Source organism: Stappia stellulata (assembly GCF_020176715.1).
Lineage (GTDB): Bacteria > Pseudomonadota > Alphaproteobacteria > Rhizobiales > Stappiaceae > Stappia.
The window spans coordinates 47,511-60,368 of sequence record NZ_JAIVMF010000017.1 but is presented as its reverse complement, the minus strand read 5'-3'; the positions used below and the strand labels follow the sequence as shown (position 1 = coordinate 60,368).

The window sequence follows — 12,858 nt, the reverse complement described above, 5'->3', positions numbered from 1 at the left end:
GGCCTGACCCCAGGAAGGAAACGCCATGAATTTCGCCTTTAGCGAAGAGCAGACGATGATGGCGGATGTGGTCCGCGAGTTGCTGGCCCGCGAATGCGGCTCGGCGGCCTTGCGCGGGCAGATGAGCACCGCCTGCAGCTTCGACCGGGAGAGGTGGCGCAAGCTGCTGGAACTGGGGCTTTCCGGGGTGATGGTTCCCGAAGACGCCGGCGGTCTGGGGCTAGGCGGCGCGGATTTCGTGCAGATCGCCGAGGCCTGCGGTCATGCCTGCCTTCCCGAGCCGCTGGTGGATCATGCCGGGGTGGTGCTGCCGCTTCTGGCCGACTGCGAGGGGGAGGCCGCCAGGGCGGCGCTGACGCAGAGCCTAGAAACCGGCGCGGTGATCGCGCTCGCTCATTCGCAGACCCCGTGGATCGTTGCCGCCAATGCGGCCAGCGCCTTTGTGCTGCCCGGCCCGGACGGGTTGCGGCTGGTGCCGGGCGAGGAAGTCCGGCGCGTCCAGCAACCGGGCATCGACCCCTTGCGCCAGCTTTTCACGGTGAGCGCGGAGCCGGCAGCGGGAGCGGAAATCGCCGCGCCTGGGGCAATGGCGACGCTGCTGGCGCGGGCCGCCGAACGCGGCGCGGTGTTCGCGGCGGCGGAGCTGGTCGGCCTTGCCCAGGCCTGTGTCGATCTTGCCGTTGCCTATGCGGGAGAGCGCCGGCAGTTCGGCCGGCCGATCGGCGCCAATCAGGCGATCAAGCATCATCTCGCCAGCGCGCAGGTTAAGATCGCGTTCGCCCGCCCGGTGGTGCATGCGGCCGCTGCGCTCGTTCCCTCGGACCCGGGCGCCCTGCCGGACGACATCGAAGCGCGCGCGCGCATTTCCCATGCGCTGCTGGCGGCGGGGGAGGCGGCCACGCTGGCGGCGCGGACCGCGCTTCAGGTGCATGGTGCCATGGGCTACTCCTGGGAGGTGGACGTGCATCTTTACCTGAAGCGGGCGCTGTCGCTGACCCAGCGCTGGGGCGGTCCGGAGCATCACCGCCAGCGCATCGCGGAGCGGATCCTCTCCGCGCCGATCGGGCCCGACCGGCTGTTCCCGCAAGTCGCGGAGGAGACAGAGACGACGCCAATGAAAAGGACGGCATGATGGGAATTTGCAAGGATCGGGTGGTGATCGTCACCGGTGCGGGACGCGGGCTCGGCCGGGCCTATGCGCTCGAACTGGCGCGTCAGGGGGCGGCGGTCGTGGTCAATGATCTCGGTGTCGGCAATCATGGCGAGGCGGGCGAGGCCGGTCAGAGCCCGGCCGAGCAGGTCGTGGCGGAAATCACCGCGGCCGGCGGACGGGCCGTGGCCAATGGCGAGGATGTTGCCAATTGGGAGGCGGGCAAGCGCATTGTCGACACCGCGCTTCAGACCTTCGGCGCGCTGCATGCGGTGGTCAACAACGCGGGCTTCGTGCGCGACAGGATGTTCGTCTCGGCAACACCGGAGGAGTGGGACGCGATGATGCGGGTGCATCTGCGCGGCCATTTCTGCACCTCGCGCCATGCGGTCGATCATTGGCGCGCCGAGGTCAAGGCCGGGCGCGATGTCGATGCACGCATCGTCAACACCACCTCGGGCGCGGGCCTTCAGGGCTCCATCGGCCAGAGCGCCTATTCGGCCGCCAAGGGGGGGATTGCCAGCCTGACGCTGGTGCAGGCCGCCGAACTGGCGCGCTATGGCATCACCGCCAATGCGATCGCGCCGCAGGCCCGCACCCGCATGACCGAGGAGGCCTTCGGCGCGGCGATGTCGCGCAAGGACGGCGATTTCGACCTGTTCGCGCCGGAAAACACCGCGCCGGTGATTGCCTGGTTGTGTTCCGCTCACTCCGGAGACGTCACTGGCGAGGTGTTCGAACTGCTTGGCGGACGGCTGTCGCTGGCGCTGGGCTGGAACGACGGCCCGACCCGGGATCGGGGTGCACAATGGCCGGCGGAGGATGTCGGCGCGGCGGTCGCGGGCCTGCTGGCTGACCGGCCTGCGGCAAAGCCTGTTTACGGCCAGTAAGACTGTGAGGTGACGGGGTGATGACGGCGCGCATGAGCGCGCCCTGAGTGGGGCGGCAAAGCCCCATAGCTTCGGAAGGAGGCGGGGGCGTCTTCCCGGAGGCAGCGCAGCGGAGATCCGGGACCGGCGAGCCACGGCCTCTCGGTTCCAGCCAATTGAAATAGCACATTCTTCGGCTCCCCGATCCAGGGTCGCGCCAAGGCTTGCTCGGGATGACGCCGAGATGGGCCGTTTCCCGTTGTCAGCAGTCTGAGCGCGCGCGTGGCTGCGCTCTCTTCGTGTCGTGGGGGCGCAGCTCAGTCCCCGCCCAGCCGCTCGACCTGATCGAGGAACAGCGGCTTTTCCCCGCCGCCATGGATCTCCAGCGTTGCCCCGGAAATGTAGCGGGCCATCGGACTGCAAAGGAACAGCACGCCCTTGGCGATGTCCTCAGGTCGTCCCATGCGCCGCGCCGGCAGGGATGCGGCAATGGCGGCGCGCGCCGCCTCGGTACCATAGGGCTGCGCCTCGCCGCCGGTTTCCACCAGCCCGACGACGATGGCATTGACGCGGATGTCCGGCCCCCATTCGAAGGCAAGGCTGCGGGTCAGGCCGAGAACCCCCGCCTTGGCCGCGCCATAGACGGCGGTGCCCGGCGAGGGGCGGGTGGCCGAGACGCTGGCGATGTTGACGATGGAGCCGACCTCCGCGCCTCTGCGCATCCAGGACGCCACCGCCTGCGAAAGATGAATCGGCGCGGTCAGGTTGAGCGCGACAATGGCCTCGTGAAAACGCGGCGAGACGGTGGCCGCATCCACCGTCGGCGAGCCGCCGGCGTTGTTGACGAGAATGTCGATACGGCCGAGTTCCCGCCCGACCGTTTCGACGAAACCGGCCACCGCCTCATGGTTGCGCACGTCGCAGGGCCAGAAGCGGGCGGTACGCCCGCCGGCTTGCGGCAAGGCGTCGGGCGCGCTGCGGCCGCACACGGCGACCTCGGCGCCGGCGGCAAGCAGCTCTCGGGCGATCTCCGCGCCGATGCCACGGGTGCCGCCGGTGACGATGGCCACGCGCCCGTCGAGCCTGGTATCGGTATCTGGGAGGCCGGTTTCAGTCATGGGGTCGGGCTCCTTCGGTGAAACAGGTGCATGATGGGCATCGATCAAAGCCGCTCGATGATGGTCACGTTGGACTGGCCGCCGCCCTCGCACATGGTTTGCAGGGCATAGCGGCCCTTGCGGCGTTCAAGTTCGTGCAGCATCGTGGTCATCAGCCGCGCGCCGGTGGCGCCAAGCGGATGCCCAAGGGCGATGGCGCCGCCATTGACGTTGACCCGCTCATGCGGAATGTCGAGATCCTTCATCCAGGCCAGCGGGATCGAGGCGAAGGCCTCGTTGCACTCGAACAGGTCGAAGTCGGCGATTTTCATGCCTGTCTTTTCCAGCGCGTATCGGGTCGCCGGGATCGGGGCGGTCAGCATCCAGACCGGATCGTCGCCGCGCACGGACAGATGATGAATGCGCGCGCGCGGGGTCAGGCCATGGTCCTTGACCGCCTGTTCGGAGGCGATCAGCAGCGCGGCGGCGGCATCGCTGTTCTGGCTGGCGACGCCGGCATGGACGCGCCCGCCCTCGATCAGCGGTTCGAGTCCGGCCATTTTCTCCAGCGATGTATCGCGGCGCGGCGGCTCATCCACGGCAAAGTCATTGATCGGGGCAATTTCGTCGCGGAACAGGCCGGCATCAATCGCCGTGATGGCGCGCCGATGGCTCTCCAGTGAAAACGCCTCCATCTCCGCGCGTGAGGAGTTCCATTTCTCGGCGATCATCTCGGCGGCGCGGAACTGGCTGACCTCCTGGTCGCCATAGCGGGCAAGCCAGCCCGGCGAGGTGCGAAAAGGATCGGGATAGCCGAATTGTTCTCCGACCGTCATGGCCGCGCCGATGGGGATGGTGTTGAGGCTCTGTACGCCGCCGGCGACGACCAGATCCTGCGTGCCGCTCATCACCCCTTGGGCGGCGAAATGGATTGCCTGCTGCGAGGAGCCGCATTGCCGGTCGACGGTGACGCCGGGCACATGATCGGGCAGGCCCGCGACCAGCCAGCAGGTGCGGGCGATATCGCCGGCCTGCGAGCCGATGGTTTCGGTACAACCATAGATCACGTCATCGACGGCGGCCGGGTCGATACCGGTACGCGCCATCAGCGCCTTGATCGGATGCGCGCCGAGATCGGCCGAGTGCAGGGTGGCCAGCGATCCCTTCTTGCGGCCGATGGGAGTGCGCACGGCGTCGACGATGTAAGCTTCGGGCATGTTTCGGACCTCTCCATAGAACGCGCCAGTGGCTGGCACCCTAGGCAAGGACCGGGTGCGGACAATCATCCGAAAAGACGAGCCGGGGGGCTGCGGAAACGCTCACCCAAACAGACGATGCGGTAACGTGAAGATGGACCAATCCTGAATTGCATACCGCATGAAGGGAGGAGTTCATGTCACGTCGCCTTGTGTTGTTTCTCACGTGTCTTCTGTCCACATCCCTGTGGGTCGGGCCTGCGACCGCCTCCGAGTGGCGCATTCTGGCGCAATTCGACGATGCGCCGGAAGGGCTCGTCGCCGATGGCAAGGGCGGGTTCTACGTCAGCCTGTTCCACTCAGGTCATGTCATGCAGGTTGCCAAGGACGGGACGGTCCGGAAGATCGCCGATCTGCGGACTGTGATCGGCTCGGCCAGGGGCAGCACCGTCGGCATCGACTGGGACGGTGTCGACAAACTCTATGTCGCGTTTTCCGAATACTCCAAGCGCTTTCCGTGGCCGGCCAAGGCAAAGCTATCGGTCGAGGCTTGCGGCGATGCGACCGTAACCCGGTCGGGACTGTATGCGGTCACCCTGTCGACCGGTGTCGTGGAACCGGTGGTGACCCGCGCCGATGGTTACCCGTTCTGTTTTCCCGACGATCCGGTGGTCGCCTCCGATGGCAGCGTCTATCTGTCCGATCTCAGCCTGAAGGCGATCTGGAAGATCGATCCGCAGGAAAAGTCCGCCGTCCTGTGGTCGAAGGATCCGTTGTTTGACCCGGCGGGCAAATCGCTGAGCGGATATCCGGTGGGGGTGAACGGCATTGCCCTGGCGCCGGATGAAGGCGCGCTCTACGGGGTCACCGGCGGGGTGCCGATGCTGGTCAAGGTGCCGATCAATGCCGATGGCAGCGCCGGCGAGGCCGAGATGCTGACCTTTGGCTACGACAACATGGACGGCTTGGAGGTCGATCCGCAGGGGAACTTCTACCTGACAGAGACCCTGCGCAGCGAGGTCTGGAAGGTAAGCCCGGATGCGCGCAGTCGCGAACAGCTCGGCGAACCGTTGCAGGCGCCGCTTGGGGCGCCGGCCAGCCTGGCTTTCGGTGAAGACAGCATCTGTGTGACCAATCTCAATTTTTTTGGCCATCTTCCCGACGACAAGGCGAAGTCGATCGCCTGCCGTAGGCTCGGCCCATCGCTCTGGTAGTGGGCGGGCCCGCCGACGACGGCGGTACGCCGGGTCGCGGGACCGCCCGAACAGTCGACGCGATTTCCGGCGCCGAGACCATGTTTCCCCTCTTTGGCTCAGGATTTTGAGAAGAAAAAAGATCCTGAAGTCCTGAAGCTTCGGTTTTTTAAAATGAAATTCATGCAGGAGGCTGAGATGAAGCAATACGAAACGGATGTTCTTGTTATCGGTGGCGGACCGGCGGGATCGACGGTGGCGACCATTCTGGCGAGGAACGGGATCAGGACAAACGTTCTGGAGCGCGACATCTTCCCCCGCTATCACATCGGCGAGTCCCTGCTCGCCTCCCTGATGCCGATGATCGACATCATCGGCGCGGGAGAGAAGATCAAGGCGCACGGCTTTGTCGAGAAGCCCGGCGGCTACTTCAACTGGGGCAACGAGAAATGGTCGTTTCGCTTCGACGAGGTCGAGGGCGCGCCGACGCATTCCTATCAGGTGAAGCGGGCGGAGTTCGACGAGCTGATGCTCAATCATGCCGGCGAGACGGGCGCCAGCGTGCATCAGAACGTCAAGGTCACGAAGATCAACTTTGAGGACGGACGGGCCGTCAGCGCCGACTTTCATGACCGGACCAAAGAGAGCAAGGGCACGATCCGCTTCAAGTATCTGGTCGACTGTTCGGGCCGCAGCGGCATCATGGCGACCGAGCACACCCGCAGCCGGCAGTTCCACGAAGCCTTCAAGAATGTGGCGATCTGGTCCTACTGGACCGGCTGCGATCTCCACTACGACGACCTGCCCGAGGGCTCCACGCGCATCATCTCGATCGAGGCCGGCTGGATTTGGTTCATTCCTCTGCACGACGGGACCGTGAGTGTGGGGATCGTCCTGAGCCACGACCATTTGCGCAAGGAGCGGGCGGCTGGTCGCAGCAATGAGGAGATCTACGACCGCACCCTTGCCGACCACCCCGAGGCGCAGATCATCCTGGCGAAGGCCGCTCGCCGGGAGGTTCGGATGGAAACTGACTATTCCTACACTTCGGACCGGTTTTCCGGCCCCGGCTACTTCATGTGCGGGGACGCGGCCTGCTTTCTCGATCCGCTGCTGTCGAGTGGCGTCCATCTGGCGATGGTCTCCAGCCTCATCGCGGGCGCTTGCATTGCCAGCGTGCTGAAGGGCGAGGTCGCCGAGGACCGGGCCGTCAGCTTCTTCGAGACCAGCTATCGTCAGGCCTACCTTCGTTTCCTGATGCTCGTCTCCTCCTTCTACGACCTCGGTCGCGGCCAGGACGGATACTTCTGGGAAGCCCAGCGTCTTACATCGAAGGACTACGCCGACGGCGACATGAAGAAGGCCTTTGTGAGCATCGTGTCGGGTGGCGCCGATTTCGAGGACGTGCGCGATGGGCGATACGGCGAGGTGGTTGCGAAGAAGGTGGCGGAGAAGCTGCGCCTGGGGGTCGACATGCGCCGCGGGGCCGCGACGGTTGGCGAGGAAACGCGGCAGCAGACCATGGAATTCATGGACGCCCTCAACGGCTTGACGTTCCTGCAGAAGACCGCTGCCATTGACGGTCTCTATGTGGCCACGTCGCCGGAGGTCGTCCTCAAGGAAACCGCTGACGCGCGCGTTTGAAGCGCGCGGAAGGTACGGCGCGGCGGATACGGCGTTTGCGATCGGGTTCCCGCGCCGTCCCGCTGTCGGTGCGGGGGCTCCGCAGCCTCCGCATCTGCCGCCAGGCGCCGCACGGGAGCGCGGCAAGAGTTGCGTCCGATTGGGGCGTTCACGCAATTTCAGAGCGGGCGGCGCGCCTCGCGCCGCCTGGACGGGTGACCAGATGATAGCAGAAGACGACCAATGGAGGTTCACCACGATCCCGGCGCTATGCGCCCGTGCCGCGGAGGTCTACGGAGACCGGCGGGCGGTCGAGGATGCCGGGGTCGCACTTTCCTTCCTCGAGCTCGATGCCATGCGCCGGCGGATGGCCAAGGCGATGATGGCCGCGGGCGTCGAAAAGGGCGACCGGGTGATGATCTGGGCGCCAAACGGCTGGCGCTGGTTCGTGACCGCCCTCGGCCTCGTCAGCGCCGGTGCCGTGCTCGTGCCGGCTAGCACGCGCTTCAAGGGCGGGGAAATCGCCGATCTTGTGAAGCGCAGCGGCACGTCGCTGTTGTTCTCGGTCGGGGACTTTCTCGATCAGTATTATCCCGATCAGCTGAAGCCGGATACCCGCGCGCGGTTGCGGGAGGTCGTTGTGTTCGAGGGGCCGCGCGGCGGCGATCGTGACTGGGCGGAGTTTCTGGCCGCCGGCGACGGCATTGCTGACGCGGATCAGGCCTTGCGAGAGGCTGAGGTCGGTGCGGACGATCTGTGCGACATGCTGTTCACATCCGGAACCACGGGCTATCCCAAGGGGGTGATGTACGCCCATCGCCAGTGTCTGCGCGGCATTGATGGCTGGGCGACACGGGTCGGGGTGCGCGAGCATGACCGGGTGCTGGTCATCCCGCCGTTCTTCCATGCCTTCGGCTATCGCTGCGGCGCCATCGTATCGATGATGCGCGGTGCGGTGCTGGTTCCGCATCTGACCTATGATGCGCAGGAGATCCTGCAGCGGGTGCAGGACAGCCGCATTACCGTCATTCCCGGTCCACCGGCGATCTTTCACGGCATGTTGCAGCATCCCCAGCGGGCGGAGTTCGACACGCGCAGTCTGCGCCTTGGGGTAACCGGCGGGGCGGTGGTGCCGGAGGTGCTCGTCCGGCGTATGCGCGAGGATCTGGGCTTCGAGGGGGTGGTCAGCGGTTACGGTCTGACCGAGTGCGGCGGTTTCGGCACCATGTGCGACTTTTCCGATCCGGATGCGGTGATAGCCAGAACCGCGGGCAGGGCTATGCCCGACACCGAAGTACGCATCATGGGTTCGGACGGCGCGCTCCTGGCGGACGGCGAGCCAGGCGAGGTGGTGATACGCGGCTACACGGTGATGAAGGGATACTTTGAGGATCCGGTCGCGACCCGTGAGACGATCGATGCGGACGGCTGGTTGCATACCGGTGACATTGGCATCCTTGACGAAACCGGCAATCTGCGGATCGAAGACCGGCTGAAGGACATGTACATCACCGGCGGATTCAACTGCTACCCGGCGGAAATCGAGCGCATTCTCAGCGGTCATTCGGCGATCGGCGTCGTGGCGGTGATCGGCGTTCCCGACGAGCGGCTCGGCGAAGTGGGCCGGGCCTTCGTCATCCTGCGTCCCGGCAAGACCGCGAGCGAGGATGAAATCATCGCTTGGGCGCGGGCGAACATGGCGAATTTCAAATGCCCGCGCGCGGTCGAGATCCGAACCTCCTTGCCCATGAGCGCGCAAGGCAAGGTGCAAAAGCAGCGTCTGCGGGAGGAGTTGGCGGCCCGCGTCAGCGTCGCTGTCTAGGGGGCAGCGCGCGGCGAAGCGTCAGAGCCGAACCCGGCACCATAAAACAAAGATCTGAAGGAGGAATACACCATGATTGGCAATGTAGGACGGCTCGGGCTATGGGCCGCGATGGCGGTGGCCCTCGTGTCGACGCAAGGCACCGCTGCGGAGCCGCTGAAGCTCGGTGGGATGGTATCGCTGACCGGCAACGGCGCCTCCATCGGCAAGGTGGCGGAAATCGGCTGGCGCATGGCGGTGGAGGATATCAACGCGCAAGGGGGGATTGCCGGTCGGCCGGTGGAGTTCATTCTGGCCGACACGCTGACGGATCCGACCCATGCGCTGGGCGAGGCCCGGCGCTTGATCGAGAACGAGCAGATTGAGGCGATGGTCGGTCCGGTAACGAGCCAGGAAGTGATCCCCGTCACCGCGGTGACGACGGCGGCGAACCTGCCGCAGATCACCGCCGCATCCTCGGCGACGCTGACGCCCCAGGCCGCGCCCTATCATTTTTCGAACTCGCCGACCGGTCTCGCGCAGATGATTCCCAACATCGATTACGCGCTCGATGTCCTGGGGCTGACCAAGCTGGCGATCATCTCCGACAATGGCGGCATGTCGAAGGATGCGGTCGCGGAGATGGTCCGTTACCTGCAATCGCGCGAGTTGGAGCCGGTCGAGGTGCAGGAGTTTGCCTTCCGCACGGAGGACATGACCCCGCAACTCTTCTCCCTGCGCTCGAGCGGCGCGGAGGCCGTGCTGATCATCAACTCGCTTGGCGATGATGCCCGCAAGTTCCTGCAAAACAGAGATGAAATCGGTTGGAGCGTGCCGGTGTTCGGCAGTCTGACAATGACCAATTTTTCCGTCGGCAACGCCAAGATCCTTGGGCAGGAGGCCTTCGATGAGGTCCGTAGCGTGCAATTCGTTGGTATGACTTATTGCGAGGGGGATCCCGTCGGGGTTTCCGCCTACGCAAGGTTCGACAAGCGCGCGAAAGAGACGGTGAGCGATCTTGAGCGGCTTGGCGGCAGTTCCTCCATCATTCCGTACTACATCGAGCCGTTCATCCTGAAGGCGGCGATCGAAGGGGCGGGCTCGACCGACGGCGACAAGGTCGCCGCCTGGATCGAGGCCAATGCGGCAGCGATGGACAATATGCTGGGAACCTTCGAGGCCAGTAGCGAAACCCATTTCCTGCCCTCGTCGAAAACGCTGGCGGTGGTCAGGAACGCTTATGCGCCGCGCGAGGATGGGCTGACCGAACGGGCCAGGTGCGATTGACGCCCTCACCCTTGTGAAATCGAAACCAGGGGCCGCTTCCGGGCGGCCCTTCTTGCGTCTATCGGGAAGCCGGGTGCGTGCAACGCGCTGCGCGCAAGGATTGTCGCGCCGGTGGATTGCGCGCCGGGTATCGAGCCTCCATCCTGCATTTGGACGATGCGGCACCGCGTTCGGCGTGGCTGATGGAAGGTGGAACAGGACAAATCCGGGATACCCGATGGACGTGCTACCGACCGATGAACACATGATGATCCGCGATGCGCTGGCGCGTTTTCTGGAACGTGCCGGCGGGTTGGAACCGGCCTTCCGGGTATCGGAGGGCGGGGAGGCTTGCGAGTTGTGGCGGGGGATCGCCGAGGAGTTGCAGGTCACCGCCATCGGGCTGCCGGAGGCGTGCGGCGGTCTGGGCGCGGACATGCGGGCGCTGGTCGCGGTCGGGCGTGAATTGGGAAAGGTGCTGGCGCCTGTTCCCTTTGTCTCCACCGTGGCACTGGCCGGCCAAGTGCTGGCGGCGGCAACGCCGGGCAGATGCCGTGATGGATGGCTGTCACGGATTGCGGGCGGAACGGCGCAGGCCGTGCTTGCCCACGGCGCTGATGCCGCCGGCGACTGCTGGGATACGCCTGCGTTCCGGGTCGAACAGGCGGGGGACGGCTATGTTCTGGAAGGGCAAAGCGGTCCGATCCCCGATCTGATGGGCGCGGATCTGGTACTGGTGCCGGCGCTGTGTGCCGGGCAACGGCTGCTGATCGCGCTGGAAGGTGAGGCGTTGTCGGGGCACCGGCGGCCTTGCGCGCCCATGGATGTGACCCAGCCGACGGGCGTTCTGGAACTGACGGATCTGCTCATTCCCGCAAGTGCGGTGCTCGACCGAGGCACGGCTTTTGCCGGGCGCTGCGACACTTCTCTGGACCGGGCGCGATTGGTACTCGCCGCAGAGATGGCCGGTGCGGCGCGGGGCGCCTTCACGCTGACCCTTGAGTATATCGCCGAACGCCGTCAGTTCGGCCGCACCATTGCGTCCTATCAAGCGATCAAGCACCGGATGGCGGATCTCTACGTGCGGCTGAACCGTCTCGATGCGCTGATCGACGGGGCGGCAGCGGACTTCGACCGGTCTGCAAATGCTTCAGACGGCGCGGTGCTTGCCGGGGCTGAGGCCCGAGCAGCAAAGGCGCTGGCCTGCGAGGAGCTTTTCGCCGTCAGCGCCGAGGCGATTCAGCTTCATGGCGGTGTCGGCATGACCTTTGAATACGCGCCGCATCTGTTCTTCAAGCGCGCCACCGCCATGCGGGCGCTGTCCGCTGGCCCTGTCGCGGCCTTCCGGCAGATTGGTCTCGATCTGCTCGACGGGCGGCTTTCCGCGCTCCCGGTCAGTGGGGCTGCGAGTGAGGCGGAGACTGCGTTGCGCCGAGCCGTGGCCGGGTGGATGGCGGAGAACCTTACCGGAGAGTTCGAGCCGCTGCGCGGGCGCGGCGGCGCCGGCGATGGCGATGCCCTTCCGGCGCTTCGCAAGGCCTGGGAGCAGCGTCTGGCCGCAGGCGGTTGGGTCGGGCTGGGCCTGCCCGAGGCGCTCGGCGGGCGCGGCATGTCGGTCGGCGATCAGGTGATCTTCAACGAGGAATACGCCCGGGCCGGCGGGCCGGGGCGGATGGGCCACATCGGCGAAGGGCTGTTGGCGCCGACGCTCGCCGCTTTCGGGACGGAAGATCAAAGGGCGCGATTCCTGCCTGGGATCCTGCAAGGCACCACCTTCTGGGCGCAAGGGTATTCCGAGCCAGGGGCGGGGTCGGATCTGGCGGCCCTGCGCACCCGGGCGCGCCGCGATCCGGCGAGCGGCGACTGGATCATCTACGGGCAAAAGACCTGGACGTCGCTGGCGCATCTCTCCGACTGGATCTTCGTGCTGGCCCGGGCGGAGGAGGGCGCGACCGGCCGCGATGGGCTGATCTTCCTGTTGATGCCGCTCGACCAACCGGGCATCGACATCCGCCCGATCCGACAGATCAACGGCGCCTGCGAGTTCAACGAGGTCTTCTTTGACGGAGCGGTGGCAAGGGCGGAAGACGCGGTCGGGGCACCGGGGGAGGGTTGGGCGATAGCCATGGCGCTCCTCGGGTTCGAGCGTGGCATTTCGACCCTTGGTCAGCAGATGGGGTTTGCGCGGGAACTGGAGGCGGTGGTTTCATTGGCGCGCCAGGCGCGCGACCCGATGGATCATGCCGAAGCGCTGGGCCGGGCCTGGACCGGCTTGCGGGCGATGCGCCATGGGGCCATGCGGGTGCTGGGCGCGGTCGAGCGCGGCGAGCCGGGACCCGAGGCGCTTGGCTACAAATACGAATGGTCGAACTGGCATCGCTCGCTGGGGGAACTGGCCATGGACGCGCTGGGGCCGGAGGCTGCCGTTCATGCATCCGAGCCGGGGATTGCCCGCTTGCAGCAGTTGTATCTGTTTGCCAGAGCCGAGACGATCTACGGCGGTACCAACGAAATTCAACTGAACATCATTTCAGAACAAGGGCTTGGCATGCCGCGCGAACCGCGCGGCCAAACCCAGAGCGGCGTGCGTTAGCGGTTTTTCTTTTTGCGGTGCGAGGGCGAGGGTTTGGGCCTTGGGCTCCAGCTCGCTGGCGTCGCCGCGG

The 12,858-nt window shown here is 65.9% G+C and carries 9 protein-coding genes; 7 read left to right on the top strand and 2 right to left on the bottom strand.

Annotation, left to right across the window (positions count from 1 at the left end):
- The first annotated feature begins 25 nt into the window (after positions 1–25).
- Both LC092_RS17325 and LC092_RS17320 read left to right on the top strand, forming a co-directional pair.
- Positions 26–1,132, top strand: a complete 1,107-nt coding sequence (locus tag LC092_RS17325) for an acyl-CoA dehydrogenase family protein (protein WP_224808598.1) — start codon at positions 26–28, stop codon at positions 1,130–1,132.
- Positions 1,129–2,040, top strand: coding sequence for an SDR family oxidoreductase (locus tag LC092_RS17320; protein WP_224808597.1), 912 nt, complete (start codon positions 1,129–1,131; stop codon positions 2,038–2,040). The genes LC092_RS17325 and LC092_RS17320 overlap by 4 nt, the downstream gene beginning before the upstream one ends.
- Positions 2,041–2,336: 296 nt before the next feature.
- On the opposite strand, the gene LC092_RS17315 is transcribed toward LC092_RS17320, so the two are convergent.
- Entirely contained in the window at positions 2,337–3,137 is an 801-nt protein-coding gene (locus tag LC092_RS17315; RefSeq protein ID WP_224808596.1) for an SDR family oxidoreductase, read from the bottom strand.
- Positions 3,138–3,181: 44 nt separating this feature from the next.
- A complete protein-coding gene (locus tag LC092_RS17310) occupies positions 3,182–4,333 on the bottom strand; it encodes an acetyl-CoA C-acetyltransferase (protein ID WP_224808595.1) in 1,152 nt (383 codons plus the stop codon).
- Positions 4,334–4,509: 176 nt separating this feature from the next.
- On the opposite strand from LC092_RS17310, the gene LC092_RS17305 reads away from it, so the two are divergent.
- The 5 genes from LC092_RS17305 to LC092_RS17285 all read left to right on the top strand — a co-directional run bounded on the left by LC092_RS17305 (position 4,510) and on the right by LC092_RS17285 (position 12,788).
- On the top strand, positions 4,510–5,526 hold the full coding sequence (locus LC092_RS17305; protein ID WP_224808594.1) for an SMP-30/gluconolactonase/LRE family protein: 1,017 nt from the start codon (positions 4,510–4,512) through the stop codon (positions 5,524–5,526).
- Positions 5,527–5,703: 177 nt separating this feature from the next.
- A complete protein-coding gene (locus tag LC092_RS17300; RefSeq protein ID WP_224808593.1) occupies positions 5,704–7,149 on the top strand; it encodes an NAD(P)/FAD-dependent oxidoreductase in 1,446 nt (481 codons plus the stop codon).
- A 202-nt stretch (positions 7,150–7,351) separates the two neighbouring features.
- Positions 7,352–8,950: a FadD3 family acyl-CoA ligase gene (locus LC092_RS17295; protein WP_224808592.1), complete on the top strand. Its 1,599-nt coding sequence runs from the start codon at positions 7,352–7,354 to the stop codon at positions 8,948–8,950.
- A gap of 72 nt (positions 8,951–9,022) precedes the next feature.
- A complete protein-coding gene (locus LC092_RS17290) occupies positions 9,023–10,216 on the top strand; it encodes an ABC transporter substrate-binding protein (RefSeq protein ID WP_224808591.1) in 1,194 nt (397 codons plus the stop codon).
- 217 nt (positions 10,217–10,433) lie between these two features.
- Positions 10,434–12,788: an acyl-CoA dehydrogenase gene (locus tag LC092_RS17285; RefSeq protein ID WP_224808589.1), complete on the top strand. Its 2,355-nt coding sequence runs from the start codon at positions 10,434–10,436 to the stop codon at positions 12,786–12,788.
- Positions 12,789–12,858 lie beyond the last annotated feature (70 nt).

Coding starts and splice junctions, on each gene's coding strand:
- LC092_RS17325 (WP_224808598.1), top strand. CDS start 26: ATGAATTTCGCCTTTAGCGAAGAGCAGACGATGATGGCGGATGTGGTC.
- LC092_RS17320 (WP_224808597.1), top strand. CDS start 1,129: ATGATGGGAATTTGCAAGGATCGGGTGGTGATCGTCACCGGTGCGGGA.
- LC092_RS17315 (WP_224808596.1), bottom strand. CDS start 3,137: ATGACTGAAACCGGCCTCCCAGATACCGATACCAGGCTCGACGGGCGC.
- LC092_RS17310 (WP_224808595.1), bottom strand. CDS start 4,333: ATGCCCGAAGCTTACATCGTCGACGCCGTGCGCACTCCCATCGGCCGC.
- LC092_RS17305 (WP_224808594.1), top strand. CDS start 4,510: ATGTCACGTCGCCTTGTGTTGTTTCTCACGTGTCTTCTGTCCACATCC.
- LC092_RS17300 (WP_224808593.1), top strand. CDS start 5,704: ATGAAGCAATACGAAACGGATGTTCTTGTTATCGGTGGCGGACCGGCG.
- LC092_RS17295 (WP_224808592.1), top strand. CDS start 7,352: ATGATAGCAGAAGACGACCAATGGAGGTTCACCACGATCCCGGCGCTA.
- LC092_RS17290 (WP_224808591.1), top strand. CDS start 9,023: ATGATTGGCAATGTAGGACGGCTCGGGCTATGGGCCGCGATGGCGGTG.
- LC092_RS17285 (WP_224808589.1), top strand. CDS start 10,434: ATGGACGTGCTACCGACCGATGAACACATGATGATCCGCGATGCGCTG.